The organism is Streptomyces sp. NBC_01508 (genome assembly GCF_045040315.1).
In the GTDB taxonomy this organism is placed as follows: Bacteria; Actinomycetota; Actinomycetes; order Streptomycetales; family Streptomycetaceae; genus Streptomyces.
Genome location: NZ_CP109420.1, coordinates 1 through 18081 on the forward strand (window position 1 = coordinate 1; position 18081 = coordinate 18081).

At 69.8% G+C, this 18081-nt stretch carries 23 protein-coding genes; 10 read left to right on the forward strand and 13 right to left on the reverse strand.

Features of this window, described 5'->3' with window-relative positions; translation table 11 throughout:
- The 6 genes from OG700_RS36870 to OG700_RS36895 form a co-directional block, all read left to right on the forward strand.
- The coding region (locus tag OG700_RS36870; RefSeq protein WP_331762353.1) for a hypothetical protein at positions 1-582 on the forward strand (582 nt) is incomplete at its 5' end.
- A complete protein-coding gene (locus OG700_RS36875; RefSeq protein ID WP_331762356.1) occupies positions 579-1025 on the forward strand; it encodes a helix-turn-helix domain-containing protein in 447 nt (148 codons plus the stop codon). The genes OG700_RS36870 and OG700_RS36875, both read left to right, overlap by 4 nt.
- Before the next feature lie 344 nt (positions 1026-1369).
- Positions 1370-1852, forward strand: a complete 483-nt coding sequence (locus tag OG700_RS36880) for a hypothetical protein (protein WP_405622340.1) — start codon at positions 1370-1372, stop codon at positions 1850-1852.
- Between the two features lie 28 nt (positions 1853-1880).
- Entirely contained in the window at positions 1881-2231 is a 351-nt protein-coding gene (locus OG700_RS36885; RefSeq protein WP_331762360.1) for a hypothetical protein, read from the forward strand.
- A 44-nt stretch (positions 2232-2275) separates the two neighbouring features.
- Positions 2276-2464 carry a hypothetical protein gene (locus OG700_RS36890; RefSeq protein ID WP_329156312.1) on the forward strand — a complete coding sequence of 63 codons (189 nt, stop codon included), beginning with the start codon at positions 2276-2278 and terminating at the stop codon, positions 2462-2464.
- Between the two features lie 27 nt (positions 2465-2491).
- On the forward strand, positions 2492-2884 hold the full coding sequence (locus OG700_RS36895; RefSeq protein ID WP_329156314.1) for a hypothetical protein: 393 nt from the start codon (positions 2492-2494) through the stop codon (positions 2882-2884).
- Between the two features lie 253 nt (positions 2885-3137).
- On the opposite strand, the gene OG700_RS36900 is transcribed toward OG700_RS36895, so the two are convergent.
- From OG700_RS36900 to tpg (OG700_RS36925), 6 genes are all read right to left on the reverse strand, one after another.
- A complete protein-coding gene (locus OG700_RS36900) occupies positions 3138-3395 on the reverse strand; it encodes a hypothetical protein (protein WP_329169377.1) in 258 nt (85 codons plus the stop codon).
- A complete protein-coding gene (locus OG700_RS36905; protein WP_331762366.1) occupies positions 3385-3621 on the reverse strand; it encodes a hypothetical protein in 237 nt (78 codons plus the stop codon). The genes OG700_RS36900 and OG700_RS36905 overlap by 11 nt, the downstream gene beginning before the upstream one ends.
- Positions 3622-3724: 103 nt before the next feature.
- Positions 3725-3913 carry a hypothetical protein gene (locus OG700_RS36910; protein WP_331762368.1) on the reverse strand — a complete coding sequence of 63 codons (189 nt, stop codon included), beginning with the start codon at positions 3911-3913 and terminating at the stop codon, positions 3725-3727.
- A gap of 314 nt (positions 3914-4227) precedes the next feature.
- Positions 4228-4482, reverse strand: a complete 255-nt coding sequence (locus OG700_RS36915; protein ID WP_329156321.1) for a hypothetical protein — start codon at positions 4480-4482, stop codon at positions 4228-4230.
- Positions 4479-5183, reverse strand: a complete 705-nt coding sequence (locus OG700_RS36920) for a hypothetical protein (protein WP_331762371.1) — start codon at positions 5181-5183, stop codon at positions 4479-4481. Before OG700_RS36920 ends, OG700_RS36915 begins: the two co-directional genes overlap by 4 nt.
- Positions 5184-5285: 102 nt before the next feature.
- Positions 5286-5879 (reverse strand): telomere-protecting terminal protein Tpg, encoded by a 594-nt coding sequence (gene tpg / locus OG700_RS36925; protein ID WP_331762373.1) that lies wholly within the window; start codon positions 5877-5879, stop codon positions 5286-5288.
- A gap of 158 nt (positions 5880-6037) precedes the next feature.
- Between tpg (OG700_RS36925) and OG700_RS36930 the strand changes: the two genes are divergently transcribed.
- Positions 6038-6511: a hypothetical protein gene (locus OG700_RS36930; RefSeq protein ID WP_405622345.1), complete on the forward strand. Its 474-nt coding sequence runs from the start codon at positions 6038-6040 to the stop codon at positions 6509-6511.
- A gap of 83 nt (positions 6512-6594) precedes the next feature.
- Entirely contained in the window at positions 6595-7089 is a 495-nt protein-coding gene (locus OG700_RS36935; RefSeq protein ID WP_331762377.1) for a hypothetical protein, read from the forward strand.
- 67 nt (positions 7090-7156) lie between these two features.
- On the opposite strand, the gene tpg (OG700_RS36940) is transcribed toward OG700_RS36935, so the two are convergent.
- Together tpg (OG700_RS36940) and tap are read right to left on the reverse strand one after the other, a co-directional pair.
- Positions 7157-7714, reverse strand: a complete 558-nt coding sequence (gene tpg, locus OG700_RS36940; protein WP_331762379.1) for a telomere-protecting terminal protein Tpg — start codon at positions 7712-7714, stop codon at positions 7157-7159.
- Positions 7715-7717: 3 nt separating this feature from the next.
- Positions 7718-9910: a telomere-associated protein Tap gene (tap, locus tag OG700_RS36945; RefSeq protein WP_405622348.1), complete on the reverse strand. Its 2193-nt coding sequence runs from the start codon at positions 9908-9910 to the stop codon at positions 7718-7720.
- Between the two features lie 795 nt (positions 9911-10705).
- On the opposite strand from tap, the gene OG700_RS36950 reads away from it, so the two are divergent.
- Entirely contained in the window at positions 10706-11188 is a 483-nt protein-coding gene (locus OG700_RS36950; protein WP_331762383.1) for a hypothetical protein, read from the forward strand.
- A gap of 62 nt (positions 11189-11250) precedes the next feature.
- Here the strand turns inward: OG700_RS36950 and OG700_RS36955 are convergent, their stop codons facing one another.
- The 3 genes from OG700_RS36955 to OG700_RS36965 all read right to left on the reverse strand — a co-directional run bounded on the left by OG700_RS36955 (position 11251) and on the right by OG700_RS36965 (position 13150).
- Positions 11251-11490: a hypothetical protein gene (locus OG700_RS36955; RefSeq protein ID WP_331762385.1), complete on the reverse strand. Its 240-nt coding sequence runs from the start codon at positions 11488-11490 to the stop codon at positions 11251-11253.
- Positions 11491-11930: 440 nt separating this feature from the next.
- Entirely contained in the window at positions 11931-12608 is a 678-nt protein-coding gene (locus tag OG700_RS36960; protein WP_331762387.1) for a hypothetical protein, read from the reverse strand.
- The gene (locus OG700_RS36965; protein WP_331762389.1) at positions 12605-13150 is read right to left on the reverse strand and encodes a sigma-70 family RNA polymerase sigma factor; all 546 of its coding nucleotides are present in this window, start codon (positions 13148-13150) and stop codon (positions 12605-12607) included. The genes OG700_RS36960 and OG700_RS36965 overlap by 4 nt, the downstream gene beginning before the upstream one ends.
- 417 nt (positions 13151-13567) lie before the next feature.
- On the opposite strand from OG700_RS36965, the gene OG700_RS36970 reads away from it, so the two are divergent.
- Entirely contained in the window at positions 13568-15265 is a 1698-nt protein-coding gene (locus OG700_RS36970) for a DUF4158 domain-containing protein (RefSeq protein WP_331762391.1), read from the forward strand.
- A gap of 8 nt (positions 15266-15273) precedes the next feature.
- On the opposite strand, the gene istB is transcribed toward OG700_RS36970, so the two are convergent.
- Together istB and istA are read right to left on the reverse strand one after the other, a co-directional pair.
- Entirely contained in the window at positions 15274-16116 is an 843-nt protein-coding gene (gene istB / locus OG700_RS36975) for an IS21-like element helper ATPase IstB (protein ID WP_331762393.1), read from the reverse strand.
- Positions 16113-17795 (reverse strand): IS21 family transposase, encoded by a 1683-nt coding sequence (gene istA / locus OG700_RS36980; RefSeq protein ID WP_331762395.1) that lies wholly within the window; start codon positions 17793-17795, stop codon positions 16113-16115. The genes istB and istA overlap by 4 nt, the downstream gene beginning before the upstream one ends.
- Positions 17796-18081 lie beyond the last annotated feature (286 nt).

Below are 18081 nucleotides of genomic sequence, written 5' to 3' on the forward strand. Positions count from 1 at the left end.
GTCGCCCGCTCCTACCCCGGCCGCAAGCTCACGCTGGACAGCGAGCGGAAGCCGCTGGAGTTCTACGGGCCGCCGGATGAGCCGAACGCCTTCTCCATGGACAGCCTGGAGTTCTTCCTGGTCATCGCTCAGTTCTTCCGCGAGGCGCTGCCGCTGCGGCTGATCCTGTTGATGATCGCCTGCCAGAAGGCCGGCGGCCGCATCCCTCTGACTCAGGATGAGATGTCGATCGTCCTGGATGTTGCGCGCACCAAGGTGAACGAGGCGTTGCAGGAGGTCATGTCCCACGGGATCGTGTTCCGGGTGAAGCGCGGTGTCTACCAGTTCAACCCGCCGTACTCCTACCGGGTTGCCGAGTTCATCCCGGGCACAGAGACGACGGAGGCGCGGTACGTCCGTGTCGACCAGCACGAGACGATCGCGAAGATCCGGTCTGACGAGGCGCTGCCCGACCTGGTGCGCTTCCCGTCGCTGGAGCGGATGCGCCAGGAGATTGAGCAGATGCGCGAGGACCGAGCGAAGATGCGTGCTGAGCGCCGCGCTGAGCGGGCGCAGCAGAAGGAGAAGGGGGCCGAACAGTGAGTGGTCTGCATTTCGCCGCGGTGAACGCGGAAGGGATCGTCGCCGATCTGGACCTGTTGCCCGCGGCCTACCGCGTGCTGCTGAAGATGCGTGCCCACAGCGAGCCAGGCGGGCGGATCGAGGTAGACCAGGTCACACTCGCGCAGATGCTCGGGCTGAGCCGGGCCGCGGTGAACGCGGCTCTGCGGGACCTGGACTTGGCGCAGCTGGTGAAGAAGCAGCGGGCCGGCGTCTACCAGCTCAACCCGATGCTGGCCGCCTACCTTGCCCCCGAGGACGCCATCGCGGCGGTCAAGTCGATGCCGAAGGGCCAGCGCCTGAACTCGGCTGGGTTCGTGGAGCAGTACCGCCAGGCCGTCACGGCCTATCAGGACCAGCTCGCCGAGAAGCGCCGGCAGCGCGAGGACGCCAAGCGCCGCCAGAACCTCAAGGCCGTGTCCTGACCCACCGCTCACCCCGGCGGCGCTGCACCCATTGGTGCAGCGCCGTTTGTGTTCCTGATGTCGAGGCTGACACCGAAGGTCCCTGTCTGCGTGGACAAAGATCCACCGGTGCGGGGCCAAACAGCCTGTCGCCTGCTCGTTCGGCGCTACGTCCTCTCAGGAGGGGCGTGGCGCCGCTTTCGTGCATGGGTCGTGAGTGTCAGATCCGGACGCACGGTTCCCGCAGGCAGGAAACGCCCAGGTCAGAAGCAGTGCGAAAAGAATCATGAGCGGCCCTCTTGTGTCGCCTCCCCTGTATGAACTTCAATACATGTATTGAAGTTCATACAGGGGAGGAACCCACCGTGTTAGTCACCCTCGTCACCGCCGCCCTCGCCATCGTCGGCACCCTGCTCGGCTCGATCGTCAGCGGCCGTTTCCAGGAGCGCGCCGCCGAACGGACCGTCCGCGTGAGCCACGGCGAGGCGATCCGCCGCGACCGCCTGGAGGCCGTCACCGCCCTCGCCTGCGCCGCCAGCGACCACCGCACGGCGATGTGGGTGCGCGGTGACGCTGTCCTCAAGGGCGACGGGCCCGAGCGGATCCAGACCCTTCGCAGCGCGAGCCACATGACCCGGTCCGCCGTCACCCGCCCGATGGTCGCGCTGCGGGTGCTCTTCGCGGACCAGGCGGTGCGCGCCGCGGCTGACGAGATGATCACGCTGACGTACGCGCTGCGCGACGCGTACGCCACCACGGAGGACCTCACCGCCGCCCGGGAGGCCGCGAAGGTCGCCCACGACTCCTTCGTCGACGTCGCCGCCGGCTACCTCAGCCGGACCGCCTGAGCCCTGCCAGCCGAGAGAGAGGCCCGTCATGGAGCGCACGTCGTCTACGGAGATCGTGAAGGTCGCCGACATCACCGCCATCGAGACCAGCGCCGACCGGGGCGCCGTCCACAGCGAGCTCGCGTACCTGGCCCCGGCGGCCGCCGCCGCGCTGGGGCTGCTGGCCGACGCCATCAAGCGTGGCACCGCCGACCGCGAGAGCGTCGTCCAGGCGCTGAAGGAGGCGGCCGTCCACGAGCGGTTCGCCGACGTCCTGGCGGCCGCGTCCGAGGACGTCATGGACGAGACCGAGGACCCGTTCGACTTCGACGCCCGCCTGGACGCCGACAACCTCTCGGGCGCGGCCTCCCAGGTCCGCGACCTCTTCCGCTGGCTGTAGACCCGCCCGCCGGCCAACCACCCGACACCCACGAGGGAGACACCGTGTTCACCGGAACCGCCGAAGAACTCCGCGCCCGCCAGGCGCAGGCCCGCGAGCTCGCGGAGCAGGCCGCCGCACTGCTCGACCAGATCGACGCCCTGGGCCTTGGCGCGGGCGGCGGGCAGCTGCACACCCCCGGCGGCATCATCCGTATCCGGCCCGGCCAGGGCTGGACCGTCGCCGACCGCTGACCGATCCACCCAAGGAAGGAGACCGCGGTGACCGACCCCGCGTCTGACACCCACCGCCAGGAGCAGCTCCTGGTCCCGCTCGCCGCCGAGGACGTCGCCGTGCTCGGCAGCGACGGCGAGCAGCTGGCCGCGCTGCTCGCCACCTCGCTGCACGGTCTGGCGCTGCTGCGCACGGGCCGCGCGAGCGCCGCCGAACTCGCGGCCGTCATCGAGGGCACCACCGGGCTGCTGGAGCGGCTGGAGGCTGTGCGGGACGCCGCCGTACGCCAGGACGCGGCCCGGGACGTCTCCATCTCTCATAGCGACCTCGCGGCCGCCATGCACCTGAAGAGCCGGGCCACCGCCCAGACCCGGCGCCGCACGCTGCTGCAGACGACGCCGGGCGAGCTGGAGCGGTGGGCCACCGGCACCACCGGCTGACCGGATGCAGCGGCCCCTTGCAGCAGACGAACGACCGTTTGCTGCAAGGGGCCGCTACCCGTGCAGCACCCGTGTCCCGCCCGGGGCCGGCCTCGAAATGTCATCGCTCTCCGGCAGCACAGAACACCACCACCCACCCACCGAGCAGCACCCCACGACCCCCGAGCAGCACCAAGTGCTACCCGGGGCAGCACACACAGCAGCGCCCCGGACCTTCGCGGTCCGGGGCGCTGTTTGGGTACTCGGGAGGCCCCTACGCCTCAACGTACGACACGATCGTGATCGTCCGCAGGGCCGTCACGTAGAAGATCACGCGGACTCCGTCGATCTCGTCCGCGTAGTCGCGCAGCAGAGTGCCGGGCACCTCGGTGCCCAGCTCCGGGTTAACGCTGATCGCGACGATCGCTCGGTCCAATCGGTGCGTCTCGCCCGCGGTGAGCTTGGACAGCTGGGTGAGCGCTGGCTCCACCACGATGACCTGCGAGCGCCGTGGCCCGTGCTCAGGCGACACGGGGCTGCTCGTCAGCAAGACGGGCGAGATGCGCGTCGCGGGCGGTCTCCCACGGCACCCCGGTCTCCGGGGACGGGTAGCCGTTCGCGGCGATGTCCTCCAACACCGAGGCGAGGACGTCGACCCGCGCACGCTGATCGGCCGCGTACGCGCGGACCGATTCGGCGGCGTGCTCATCGAGGGGCTGACGGTCGGGCGCGGACGCGGTGGCCGGCTGCTGGCTCATCCGGGGCTCCTGGGCTTCTCTCTGGCGTGTGCTCCCACGGTAGCGCCGGGCCCGCTCCCCGGGCCCCGGTACGGACGAACCGGGGCCCGACGCCGCGCGTGGACTACGCCTGGAGTTTCTGGGATCCGCTCTGCAGGGAGGCGGCCAGGAGGTACTGCTGCTTGCGTCGTTCGAGCTCGCCGTCGGTGAGGATGTGGCAGCCGCAGGCGGCGTCGGGGATGAGGTCCGGGTCCGGGTTCTCGCACCACGGGTCAAGACAGTAGTGCCTGTCGACTGGAGGGATGAAGACCATGACCTCACGATCCCCAGCCGGTCCGTCCTAGTGAACGCGACGCGCCCAACACAGCCCAGAACGCTCACGCTCTGTTTACTCATATGTGCGTGTCACGCCCGATCTTACGTGTCACGCTCCCGCTCGAAACTGGCCTCCAGAGGGTCTGGCGGACCCAAAAAACGAACACATCGGGACACTCGCGGCGCGGCCTTCATGGGAGCGTGACACCCGGCCCGGAGGGCGTGACAGCTACTCTCCGTCGATCTGAACGCCTCCCCCCGGCCCGCCGGGGAAGACACCGGGGGGCCGGGACGGAGCGGGCAGGGCGAACGCTACGGCCGCCCGGGTCGGTGGCTGCACTCCCAGCAGTCGGCACAGCTGGCGCACTCCTGGCACCACGCCTGGGGTGCGCGCGGGCAGTTGCACACGGGGTTGTAGTCGGGGTCGTCGTCGCCGGGGATGAGGCTCTCGCCGAAGGGCGGCTCAGTCCAGGCGATGACCGAGCCGTCGGCGAGCAGGTCCTCGTAGTGGTGCCCGATCCCGCTGTGCTCGCTCCAGGTGGCCACCACCTCGTCCGCCGCGCTCACGCCGCGCCGCCCTTCACCGCGGCCGCGTTGTCGAGCCACGCGGCGAGCGCGTTCGTGGCGGCCGGGTCGGCCTGGGCGAGGCGGCCGACGAACTCGAGGTCGCCGTCGACCGGGGCCCCGGTCCGGGCGAGGGCGGCGAGCAGCGCGGCGCGGGCGCGCACCGGCACGGGCAGCGAGCCGACGGCGGCCGCGCGGGCGGCCGGGTCGGCGTAGTGGCCGGACTGGTCGGCGAGGGCGCGGGCGAGCCAGGCGTCGACCTTCGCGGCGCGGTAGTCGCGGTTGTCGTCCAGGAGGTCGCGGGCGGCTTCGTCCCCGGCCTGGCTCGGCACGCTGCGATCGAGTCGGCCGGCCCCGCCCAGCCGGGCGAGTTCTTCGGCCCGGTCGGCGAGCTCCTCCTGGACGACGACGTCGGCGTCCGGGTCGTACGGGCCGCCGGTCGCGGCGAGCAGCTGCACGAGGCGCTGCCACTCCGCGAGCTCCGCAGCACGGCGGCCGCCGTCGTCGGCCGCGGCTTCGTCGCGGCGGTCCATGTGCGCGTGCAGCTCCGCCTCTTCGAGCGCCGCCACCGCCTCGTTGTGCGTCATGCCCCGCACGCGGCGCCGCACCGAGGACCGGCCGACCTTCGCGTAGTCGATCGGAGCGCCGGCGCGGCCGCGGGCCTCGGGGACACGACGGCTTCGCCACCCGTCGGACGTGTTCATCAGGACTCGCTTTCAGTTCGGATACGGAAATGGGGGCCCGCCCGGTAATGCGGTTCGGCGAGCCGGTTATCCAGGTCTACAGCACGCCAGAATTGCGCGCTGCTAAAACTCGATGTCGAGCGATTGAACGTCCCGAAATTTCACCTCCAGGCTTGCGCGACCGCCCCCGCCTTGACGGAAATAGGCGTCCGCGATGGCCTCCGCGACGGCCTCGTGGAGGTCGGCGTCCGTCGCACCCTCCTCCCGTGCCGCCAGGATGAGTGCTGCGTGGGACGGCGACACGGCGATGCTCAGATCCCGTACTCGGGTGTCGTCCGAGGATCCGTTCGCGGTGAAGCCGAGGGTGGCCCGGAACTTGATGACGAGTCCGCCCGAGGTGGTCGCATGCTGCCTCGCCTGTGCTCTGACCTGCGGTTGCCACTCTGACTCGGTCTCCTTGACCAGTACCTCCTGGAGGCGCTTGTTCGGCTTGGTGGATGCGCCGGAGAGGTAGCGCTGCACGGTCTTGCGGGAGACGCCCAGGCGTTCCGCCAGGGTCTTGGTGGAGCCCTTCTCCCGCTTGCGGAGGAATTTCATCTGGGCTCGCGGTGATTTCGGCGCGGAACGGGTGAACAGGGCACGCTCCGCGCGAGCGAGGCCCTCCATGAGCTTGGTACGCGTCCTGGCAGCCTGCGCTGCCTTCTCTTCCTCGGTCATGGGGGTAGCTCACAGCTGCGGACCTGTGGACAGAGACCGCCGACGACGGGACGCTCCTACGGCTGATCTCCACCCCTGTGGGTGACGCGCCCTGGTGAGCGCCGGTGCCGGGCCGCTACGTTCCCCTGGACTTGATGATCGAGGGGGAGGGCCAAGGGATGAGCGAGCGCGGCGCGTTACGGGGTCTGCGGGTCTTGATGTGGGTGGTGATCGCCATCGAGGTGCCGGTGTACCTGGTGTGGCTGGTCCAGGTCGGCTACGAGACCGGGCAACAGCTCGCCCGCGGTGACGTCGCGCGGTGGGCGCCGCCGGTCCTGCTGCCGCCGGCGGCCGTGCTGTTCTGCGTGGCGGCGGGCTGGGTGTGGTGGGGAACTGTGGTGTCCGGCGCCCGCTCCTCGCTGCGCGAGCCGTGGATCCTCGCGTCGCTGGGGTTCGTCGCCGTCTTCTCGGTGTTCTGCGGGGTCGCCTCGGTCGACGACCCGTCGGTGTCGGTCGGCCTGCTCAGCGCCGCCGTGACCGGGCTCGGCATGATCGGGCTGTTCTTCATCCCGGCCGCCGCCTCCCGTCAGCTGCCCGACGTCATCCGCCGGCGCCGTACGACGGCCGTCCCGGGTGAGGTGGACTCGCAGTAGCCCGCCGTCCCGGCCGGTCCGTCCGATTGCCCGGGGCGCCGCGCGGCGGGCATGCTGCGCGTTCCGGAGAACGAGGGGTGAGCATGTCCGAACAGGACGATGCGACGGCGGCGCAGGCGTCGCTCAGGAAGGCCGTGGAGCAGCTGAGCGGCGACGGGTTGGGCGATGATGTCCAGGCCGCTCAGGAGGCCGTACAGGCGCTCCATGAGGGTGCTGGGCAGGAGTGGACGCCCGAGCAGGAGACGCAGATCAAGGCCCTGGTGGAGCAGATCCGCAAGCTGCGGAATCTGAACCGGCCGGGCGGCGGCGGGTGGCGTCGGCGACGGGCGTGGCGTGCGCAGGGGCGCCTGGCCGACTTGATGATGGCCGCCGGTCCGGAGCTCGTGAACGAGGCGGAACTGCGGCACTGGAAGAACCACCTGATGGTGGAGCTCCTGGTGGAGTTCGCCGGCGGCGCGATGAAGCCGGATGACACGGCGACGGCGCTGAGCCGGATGGAGACGCTGCACGCCGCGACGTACGAGCAGTTGCAGCAGGCCAGGAAGAAGGCGGCCGACCGGCAGGCCGAAGCCGGCTGACCCGTCGGCAGATGACGAGGGGCCCCGAACCGGCGCGCGGTTCGGGGCCCCTGCCGTGGGCGGGTGATCACAGATCGATTTCGAGCCGCTCCACGTCGGTGAACTCCACGCCCAGGCCGTGGGCCCTGCTGTTGTTGGCGCGGAAGTACATCCGGGCGAGGCCGTCGGCGGCGATCTGCTTCAGCTGCTGCTCGGTGGCGCCCTGCTCCCGCGCGGTGAACAGCTGGTCCGCGAAGGCAGGCGGCAGCGCCTGGGTGATGTCGCGGATGCGGGCGTCGTCGGTCGTGCCCGAGGCCGCGGTGAACCCGAACCGGGCGCGGGTGGAGACGACCAGGCCGCCGGTGGAGGCCGCCTTCTTCCTCGCCTTCGCGCGGATCTGCGGCTGCCACCTCTTCTTGACCTCGCGCTCCAGGCGGCCCCGGAGGTCCTTACGGGGCCGCTTGAGCTTGCCCGACACGTACCGCTCCACCGTGCGCTGGGAGATCCCGAGCGCCTGGGCGGCGGCCTTGGTGCCCTTGAGCTGCTTGACCAGGTACTTCATCTGCGCCTGGGCGCTCTGCGGGATGCGGCGGGTGAACGCCCCCTCCAGCGCGCGGTCCAGGCTGTCCCCGAGCGAATCGACCATGACCTACTCCCCTTCTCCGGCGCTCTGGTCGGTCTTGATGAGGTTGGCGATGTTGAAGACGCAGCCGCGTTCCTCGAACTGGGATTCCGCCCACAAGGTGGTCTGGGTGCCCTGGTGCTTCACCATCCCGGGCGAGACTCCGAGCCGGAACGTGCCCGGCGCCGGCTTGCCCTCGTCGGTGCGCGGCAGGACGTCCAGCGGGGACGGGCCCGGCGAGGGGTAGACGATCGCGTCGGTGCCGATCGCGACCGGGTAGAGGTCGGCGGCGGCCGCCGTCTTCATCAGCTTGCGGTGCAGGCCGGTGCGCTGGTTGGCCAGCACGGCCGCCCGGATGTCGGGGCGCCAGGTCCACCGGTCCAGCGCCGGGTAGGGCTCGTAGTACGGCACCTGGCCCCGGCTGCGCTGGCGCAGCTTGCCGATCGCGCCCTTCGCGGTCGCCTTGATCGCGGTCTCCAGCAGCGCCATCGTCGGGTCCACCTGCTTGCGCCGCCCCATCGCCTCGAGGAACTCCTGCTCTCCGAGGTCGGTGGTGACGTCCATGTCGGCCATGGTCGCGATGTACGCGTCGCGCAGGCGCTTGTACCAGGCGTCCAGGTAGCGGCCGGTCTGGGTGCGCACGTATGCCTCGATCGGCGCGACGTCGAAACCGAGCTCCACCGCGTAGGCGACGGTCGGCGTGGCGTACCAGGCCGGGCCCTCGGGCCGCTCGCCGGTCGGGGTGAACGGTGAGGGAAGCAGGGTGCCGTCGACGGTGCGGCCGTTGACCCGTACGCGGGAGAGGTCGACGTGGCTCAGGTCGACCAGCCACGAGCCGGGCAGTGCCGGGTCGAACGCCGGGTTGTTCTCCAGGTGGGTCGGCCCGTTCAGTCCGACCGTGAGCCCGTTCGCGGCCGCGGCGAACGACATGTTCAGGTCGACGACGACCAGGTATTTGTTGACGCACTCCTCATCGGTCAGCGGCCGGCACCAGTCGTAGGGCTCCTCCATCAGCATCTCTGCCGGAGTACGGAGGTGGTGCCGGGCGAACCCCGCGTCCTTCAGGATCGGGTGTTCGTCGGGGACCTCGCACGGCACGACGTCGTACTTGGCGGTGATCGCGTCGTCGTTGAAGGCGCGCTCGAACTCGCCGGTCGCCTCGTCCTTCTGGGCGCGGGTGGGCGGGCGCAGCGCGGTCATCAGCTCCAGGCCGGTCGTCGCGGTGCTGCCGCGCGGCGTGATCACCCGGGCCGCGTACAGACCGAGGTACTGGACGAGTTCGGCCGGGTGCATCGTCGGCAGCTGCGGGTCGTCCTTCTTGTCCCACTCGCGGGCGTCCAGCGCGTTCCAGGGCAGGATGCACAGCTGGACGCAGCGGCGCCGGGAGCCCTCGGGGTCGCGGTAGACCCGGGCCCACGGTCCGAAGCCGCGCTGGCTCATCTGGAGTCCGGCCTTCTCGATCTGCTTGACCACCTTGTGGCCGGACGGGAGTCGGCTCGCGTGCCGTTCCTCCTCCGACAGGGCGACCGGCAGGCCGAAGCGCTCCAGTGCGGACGCGGTGAGGATGAGGATCGGGTCGGCGTCGCGGCCGTTGCGGTGCAGCCGGGCCTGCCCGAGCCGGGCTTCGGTCAGCGTCCAGTCGACCAGCGCCGGGATGGACTTGGCGGGCACGTCCAGGACCAGCCCGCCGACGCAGTACGCCGACACCTGCCCGTCCTCGCAGTCGATGACCGCGAGCGGCCCGTTCTCGAAGCGCGGATTGGCGGCCGCCGCAGTGGTCTTCGCCGCCGCCTTCTTCGCACCCGGGCGCCGCGACGTCGTCGACGGCCTGGCGGTGCTGCTCGCCTCCTTCGTCGGACGGGACGGCGGCACAGCGGCGGGCGCGGGGGCCGGCTCCGGGGCCGGGCCGGTGAACGCCTCCGGGACCACGGGCGCCGGGGCGGCGGCGGGCGCTTCGGCGGCCGGGACGGGGAAGCGGGCGGCGAGGCCCTCGAGGAGCCGGGCGTACGCGGCGCGCTTCGGCGGCCGCGGCTCGGTCCGACCGGTCTCCCAGTTCCCCACGGCCTCACGGCGGGCGTCCAGCGCCGTGGCGATCTGCGCCTGGCTCAGGCCCGCCGCCTCCCGCAGACGCTTGCGCTCCGCAGGGTCCGGCAGATCGTCCTGCGCAACCTGCTCCAGCAGCGCATCAACGGCGCTGAACAGCTCGTTCTCAGTGGACACAGAGGTCACCTCCAATAGACAGCATACCCGATCGCGCATTGATTCGCGCACTCAATCGCGCATTGAATCGCGCGTATTTGAGTGCAACACGGAGGTGGGTAAGCGGCGCAACGACTGTTCGTCCAGGTCAGAGCCGAAACAGAGGGTGCGTTGCACGCGGCTGTTGCACCGCGTGTTGCAGGTGCCGTCAACGGGTGCCGGGGCGCGGCATGGCGACGGAGCAGAACCAGGGCCGGCTGCCAGGCTGAGCAGGTCCGGCCCGCAAGGTGATTGGGAGCTCTACCGTGTCCGTCGCGTTCCGCATCAGGTGCTGCCTGTGCCGCAAGCACATCCCGCTCGCCGGAGACGTCATCGCCCTCGATGGCGAGTGGCAGCGCCGCTACCCGAACATGCACGGCACCCTCGCCTGCGAGCGGTGCGTCATCGACTACGGCTGGAACTGCTGCACCACGACCCGGGGCGACTTCGTCGACGGCCACGTCGCCGCGCCCGAGGGGGAAGTCGACGCCGACTCCTGGAGCCACCACTTGGGGCGCGGCACCCACCGCGCCCTGGTGACGCTCCATCCCCGCTCCGGCCTGCTCCCGGGCCCGCCGGGGCCTGGCGAACCTGGCCCGCCTCGCCGGCGATTTCCCCGCCGCCCTGGCCGCCGTCCCCACCCTGGGCTGGGAGGGACGCCACCACCGTGTCCTCGGCGACATCCTCTGGTCCCACGGCAACACGGGGCAGGCCGTCGCCGCTTTCGAAGCCGGCCGCGCCGAAGCCGAGCAGCACGGCGCCGACGGCGAACGCGCCATGACACAGGTCCGCCTCGCGCTCGCGGTCTCCTTCGCCGACCCCGTCCGGGCCCAGGACGAACTCGCTCTCGCCCACCAGCTCCTCGACGGCCTCGACCAGCGCTCCAACACCCTCCTCGCGCACACCGTCGCCCTGATCAAGGACGCAGGAACCAACGGCGTCACCGACCGGGCCCAGAGCCTGCACACCGACATCGAGACCGCCGGGCTGCCCTTCCTCCACCGGTTCGTGGAGCTCGCCCTCGCCTTCCACCACGCCGTGCGCGGCGAAGACCAGGACACAGCCGCCACCATCGGCCGCCTGCGCGCACTCACCGCGACCCGCGACTTCGCCTACTTCACCGACATCGCCCACTTCATGGCCGGCCTGCCCCTGCCGGGGGCATCCGTCATCCGCTGGACCGAGAACGAAGAACACGTCCGCTCCACGTGGCGCGGCCTTGTCCAGGCCCGGCAGGAACACCTGCGCACCCGAAACTGACCCGCACGTGCGGCGGCCCCGAACCAAGTGTCTGGTTCGGGGCCGCCGCACATGCCGGGGGATCAGTCGGTGTCGGGGTGGCGGCCGACAAGCTGGGTGAGCAGCTCGATGATCTGGGCCTGGTTCCGGTCGATCTTCTCGCCGAGGGCTTCGACCTTCTGGTCCAGGTTGCCGATCTGGAGGCGTACCGCGGTCAGGTCGGACTTGACGATCCCGAACTCGCGGTCGTGCTTGTCCGTGACCTCCTCGAAACGCCGGGTCAGGGCAGCGAGTTCGCTGTGGGCGACGGGATCCTCGGGCACGTCAGCTCCTGCCGGAAAAATGAAGGGATGACCGGGTGTCGGCCTCTACGGTAGCGCGCCCCCGGACCAATTCCTCAGGGCCGTGCAGTTCGAGTGGAACGGTGTGAGCTCCGCCGACCGGTTGGCGGGCCCACACCGTTCCTGTCCTGGGTGGGCAGGAGTTGCTGTTACAGGGCCTGCTCGATGCACCAGAAGAGCAGACCGGCGGCGCCGGTGCCGATGCCGTAGCAGGCGCCGCGCAGGGCGTGGGCGGTCATGGCGCGGCGGTGCGCGAGCCTGCGGTGCGGGCCGGGTCGTGGATTTTGCGTCAGTGGGAGGCGGTGGGGCTTAGTCTTCAACGGAGGTGCCTTTCTGTGTGGGTGCTTCGTCATCAGGAGCCCGCTGTCGACCCGTTGGCCTAGGAACCGGTGGTCGTCAGGAGGGCTTTTGGTGTTTTCGGGTCAGCGTCGGCAGGCGAGGTCGTTGAGCCGGTCGGCGAGCTGCTGGTTGGGGCGGCAGACGAGGCCGCCGGTGTCGCCGCTGTCCGCGAGGCGTTCGATGTCGGCTTCGAGGCCGCCGGTGGGGACGGTGGCGGCCGAGCCGTGGCGGCCGACGTATCCGGCGAAGGTCTCCACGCCCTGGAGGAACGCGTCCGAGGGGCCGTCGTCGAAGACCCACTGGAGCTGGTGGAGCCAGTGCGTGGCTTCGCGCATCTCGCCGAGCGCGAGGTGGCGCAGGTAGAGGCAGTAGGCGGCGGCGCGGTTCCCGGCGCCGGCGGCCAGCTGCCACCAGAACTGGGCGCTTTCGGGGTGGTCGGCGAGGTAGAGCATGCAGGCGAAGACCTGGGCGCCCTCGATGTCGAGTCGCTTGAGGGGGGTGTGCTGGGAGTCGTCTTCTCCGAGTTCGTCGGTGAGGCGTTCCATGTGGAAGGCGGCGCCGGGCTGGTTGAGTTGCCAGCGGGTGACGACGCTGAGCCGGTGGCGGGCGCGGGAGACCGGCGGTGTGTGTGCCGGGGGCAGGGTGTATCCGGAGTCGTGTGCCAGGCGGCGCAGTGCGGTGGGGACGTCGAAGGGCCGGCGGGGTTCGTGGAGCGATGCTCCGGCGTCGGCCAGGAGCTGGTCAAGGGCGGTGGTGCTCACGTGCGGTTTCCCTTCGCCTCGGTCGTCGTCTTCGTTTCGCCGGGCAGATGGAGGACGTCGCCTCCCAGTCGTTCGCGTGCCTTGCGGCAGTGGTAGTCGACGGTGCTGTCGGTGACGCCCATGTACCAGCTGATGCGCTTGGTGTCGCACTTGAGGAAGTACCGCATGACGACCACGTCGAACTGGCGCGGGGGAAGCTTGCTCAGGGCGACGAACAGGCCGACGTTGCTGTCCATCCGGGCGATCTTCTTGCGGAAGCTGATGAGCGACTGCGATATGACGACCCGCCGCATGATCGCCCACACCTGCTGCTGGAGGTTGCTCTCCTCCAGCAGCGCGTTCCAGTGGTGGAGGATCTCCAGGAACGCGCGGTGCACGGCTTCTTCGGCGGCCTCGTTGGTGCCCAGGTAGACCAGGGCGTAGTCGTGGAACGCCTCTTGATGGGTGATGTAGTGCGCCTCGAAATCCAGTGGGATCGGCAGCACGGCGTGGGCGGCGCCGACGGCCGGACTGCCGCCGTCCGCACGAACGTCTTCGGTCATTCGAAGGAGTCCTCTTCGTTGAAGGTCCTGATGAGGGAGTGAGCGGTAGGGCTCGATCGCTCAGGGGTTACTCAACCGGCCCAATGGGCCGAACACGCATGCGCGCACCAGCGAATATCACGCAGAGATCATCAACGGGTGCGGGCTGTCACACCCCTGATGGCCCGTCACCCCGCGCGACCTGCCGATTTACAGTCCGTCATCGGGTGTATCGCTTCGCCCCGCCAAACCCAAGGTGACAGAGGTCACATGTCAGGCCAACGCCTGCCAGCCCGCCGTCCGACACGAACGGGTGAACCTTCCCCGTACCGGCCCCTGGGGAGGATCGGACCGGGTTTTGGCGGTAGATCGATGATCTTGATACCGGTTCGGTGACTCCACTTATATGGCCAGTTCAGCGGGCCTACGTTCCGGTTCATGGCAGTTGATTTCCTCTCAGATGACCAGGTCTCCCGCTACGGTCGGTTCGCTTCGGAGCCAACGCCCGGGGAGCTGGAGCAGTTCTTCCGGCTCGATCCGAATGGCCATGAGCTCGTTGCGAGCAAGCGGCGGGACGCGACGATGCTCGGGTTCGCGGTGCAGTGGGGCACCGTGCGGATGCTGGGCACGTTCCTGCTCGATGACCCGGCGCGGGTGCCTCGGTCCACGGTCGCGTTCGTGGCTGAGCAGCTGCGGCTAGATCCGGCCTGCCTGACCGAGTACGCCTCGCGGGCGAAGACGGCGTACGAGCACACGTGGGAGATCCGGGACGCCTACGGCTACCGGGAGTTCTCGGCTGCTGAGGACGAGGTCCGTGCGTTCTTGGCGGCGCGGGTGTGGGCGTCGTTGGAGGGGCCGCGGGCGTTGTTCGACCGGGCGGTGGTGTGGCTGGTGGACAACCGGGTGCTGCTGCCGGGGATCACGACGCTGACTCGGCTGGTCGCCGAGGTCCGCGCGAGCGAGAACACCGCCCTGTACCGGACGCTGGACGAGGCCGTCCCGGGGGATCTGCGGCAGTCGCTGCGGGACCTGTTGAAGGTTCCCGAGGGCAAGCGGGTCTCGGAACTGGAGCGGCTGCGGACCCCTCCGACGCGGGTCTCGGGGACGGCGATGACCGCGGCCCTTCAGCGGGCGAAGGAGATCCAGGGCCTGGGCGCCCACCTAGTGGCGACGTCGGTGGTGCCAGCGGCCCGGATGTCGGGGCTGGCCCGGTACGGGATGGGCTCGAAGGCTCCCACCTTGCGGGACTTGGAGGAGTCGCGGAAGACCGCGACGCTGCTGGCCACCGTGCAGCGCCTGGAGACCGCGACAGTCGATGACGCCCTAGACCTCCTGGACGTGCTGATGTCCTCGCGGCTGCTGTCAAGGGCGGAGCGGGTGGGCAAGGAGGAGAAGCTCAAATCGTTGCCGAGGTTGCGCAGGGCGGCGGGGCGGGTAGCGAGGGCGGTCGGCGTACTGCTGGATACCGTGCCAGCGACCGATACCGGGGAGCTGGTCTCGGTGGTCGATGCGTGGTCGGCAATCGAGAAGGTCGTGCCCCGCGAGAAGCTCGCCGAGGCCCTCGCGATCATCGCCGAGGTCGTCCCCGACGAGGAGGGGGACGAGGATGCGGAGTGGCGGGCCGCGCTCGCCACCCGCTACAGCACCGTGCGCGGCTTTATCCGCCTGCTGGTCGACGTCGTCGACTTCGGCGCGGTGCAGGCCGGCGTCCCGGTGGTGAAGGCCTTGAAGCAGCTGCCGCACCTGATCGGCCGCAAGAAGATCGACGATCACCGTGCGGGCGCGGGGAGCACGGCTTCGCCAACCCGAAGGAACTCAAGAAGTGGGGACCATCCCCGCGGGCGCGGGGATTGTTTTCGACGGGCAGTAGCGGCCCCACTTGAACGAGTTGTGTTGGCCCCACTCTTAGACCGTGTGGGTGAACGGTCTGGGAGGTCTGCGGGAGGAACGAATTGTTCTGGCCCCACCCTCAATCGGGTGACGTTTCTGGGCTGTCCTGGGAGGGAGACGGATCGTGTCTTTTGGCCCGGGTTGGTGGCGGTAGCGTGTGATTCACGACGCCCGCCCGGCCGCTTTCCCCTGACAGGAACGCGAAAGGGCGGGCGCCGTGTTGTGGCGCCCGCCCGGGGGTGGTGACGGCTGGATCAGGCGGCGGTGGCCGCCTTCTTCCGCTTGGCGGTGGTGCTGGCCAGCCGGAAGGACTGGGTGCCGGTCTCGATGATGTGGGCCTCGAAGGTGAGCCGGTCGACGATGGCCTGGCAGAGCCGCTTGTCGGTGAAGGTCTGGTCCCACTCGGTGAACGGCCGGTTCGACGCGACGGCGATCGCATGTCGTTCCTCGCGCTCGGTGAAGATCTGGAACAGCAGCTCCGCGCCGTGGCGGTCGAGCTTGACGTAACCGAGCTCGTCCAGGCAGAGCAGGTCGACCCGACCGTACTTCTTGATCGTGCGGCCCAGTTGCTTGTCGCTGGCGGCCTCCGCCAGCTCGTTCACCAGGTTCGCCGCGGTCGTGTAGCGGACGCGACCGCCGGCTTCCGCGATCGCGGTCCCGAGGCCGATCAGCAGGTGCGACTTGCCGGTGCCGGAGTCGCCGATCAGGCAGAGCGGGTTGCCGGCCTGGACCCAGGCGGGCTGCATGAGGGTGTTGATCACCTCCTGCGGGATGTTCGGGTTCTTCGCGAAGTCGAAGTCCTCGATCCGCTTCGGGCGGGGGAAGTTGGCTTCCTTGACCCGGCGGATCTTGCGGCGGCCGTCACGGTCCTCGCACTCGCTTTCCAGCAGGTCGGCCAGGAAGTCGGCGTAGGACGCCTGCTCCCGCAGGGCCTGCGAGGCGAACTCGTCCCAGCGTGAGCGGACCCCGGACAGCCCCAGGGTCCGGCAGGCCGCGTCGATGGTGTCCGAGGGGTTCGGCCCGCGCTGAGCAGGCAGACCGAAGGAACCCCACCGCCCCGAGTTCGCAGGGGCGGCGGGGGTGGTGCTCTGCGTCATGCTGAGCCTTTCGGTTGGATAGAGAGCAACTGGCCGTAGGCGGCCAGCGATGGTTCGGGCCGGGAGTCCGGCGGCAGGGCGGGCCGCCGCTGCGGCAGCGAGATGACCTGGGCCGATTCCGGTTCCGGCTCCGTCGGCTCCGCCGTGTCGGGCTCGGCTGCGACCGTGCCGGCGGTGGCTTGCCGGGCGATCACGACCGGTGGTGGACCACCCGCCGCGGCGAGGGCCTTGCGGGCCTCGATGGCCACCAGGTCCGGCGAGATGGAACCGGCCTCCAGGACCGCTTTCATGCCCGCGACGACCGCCTCGTCGGGCAGCCGCCGGTGCAGCAGCAGGACCTCGATCAGGGCCCGAGTCCCCTCCGAGCGTCCCCGCGACTCGCGTGCCGCCGCCCAGAACGCGTCGTGAGTCTCGGTGAACTTCCCGCTCTCGCGGGCCGCGGCCAGACCGGTGGAGTGCTCCAGGGCGCCCGGCTTGTGCCGCAGGATCTCCAGGTAGTGGTCCAGCAAATCGCGGAAGCCGTAGCGGCCCGCGAGCCGCGGATGGCGGACCACCAGCTCGTTGCGCTCGAAGACCCAGACCTCGTCCGCCCGCAGCGAGACGCGGACGTTCGTGCCGATGAAGCGGGCCGGGACGGAGTACTTGTTCTGCCGGACGGTGATCCGGGAGGTCTTGTCGACCTTCGGCGTCAGCGTCAGCCCGATGTCGAACTCCTCGAACGGCAACGGCGCCATCAGCGGCGCCTCGTAGTCGAAGTCGAAGCCCACCGAGGTGGGCCGGTTGTCGACGTGCCGGACGTCCTCGGCGATCTCGATCTGCTCGATCTTCTCGTTCAGCTCCGCGAGCGTGTCGACCTCGGGAACCGGCACCAGGTGCGACCGGCGGAAGCGTCCGCCCTCGTGCTCGACCCCGCCCTTCTCATGGGCGCCCTCAATGCCGGGACGGCAGTAGAAAGCGTCGAAGCCGTAGTGCGAGCGGAAGGCCACCCACCTCTGCGACTCCACCCGCGAGCGGCCGAAGCAGACCTGCGAGACCGCGGGCTTGAGGTTGTCGTAACGGATGTGCCGGGTCGGGATGCCGCCCAGGATCCGGAAGGCGTCCACGTGCCCCTGCATGAAGGCTTCCTGACCGGACGTGGAGAACACCCGGTGGACCGCCTTGCCCGAATACGACAGCCGCAGCGTGAACAACTGGCAGGCCATCGGCTTGCCGTCGACCCGCACCCAGACCTCGGCGAAGTCGACCTCCGCTTCCTCGCCGGGCCGGTGGAACTGCGGAACCATGCCCTCGGTCAGCATCCGGGACCGCTCGGCCTCTTCGCGGATCTGCGGCCGGCGCACCCGCAGATAGTCGTTGAGCGTCGTGTAGGCGACCGGGAATCCGTACTCGTCCCTCAGCCGTTCCATAATCCGCTTGTTGGTGTGCCGCTGCTTTCGCGGTGCGGTCAGATCCGCCCGCAGCATCTCGTCGATCCAGCCCTTGCCCTGCTCCAGAACCGACCGGCGCACTTCGATCGCCTTCCGCGCAGGGGGCAGCGCACTGTCGAACGCCTGGCGCACGACCCTGCGGTGCACTCCGTAACGCTTCGCCAGACTCCGGACCGAGGCGTCTTCCAGCCTGCGGTCACGACGAATCAGCTCGAACAACTCAACACGCTGCAAAACCCGGCCTCCTGACACGGCCAGCCGACAACTCGCACAGCGTGATCCCGGCCACGAACCCGGGTCAATCCGGCATTACTCCAAACGAGTGCATTCCACCCCAACAACTCCTAGGTGGGGCCAAAACAATCCGTTCCTGACCCCGGTCCAGGCGAACCCGTTTCCCCGGGGCCAAAAGAGGCCGTCCTAGACACGGGGATGGTCCCAAGAGGCTCACCACGCTCGCCGCGCAGCGAGAGTGCTCCCCGCGCCGGATGGGTCCCTACACCAAGGTCATCGAGGTGGCCGTCCAGCCCTGCTCCCC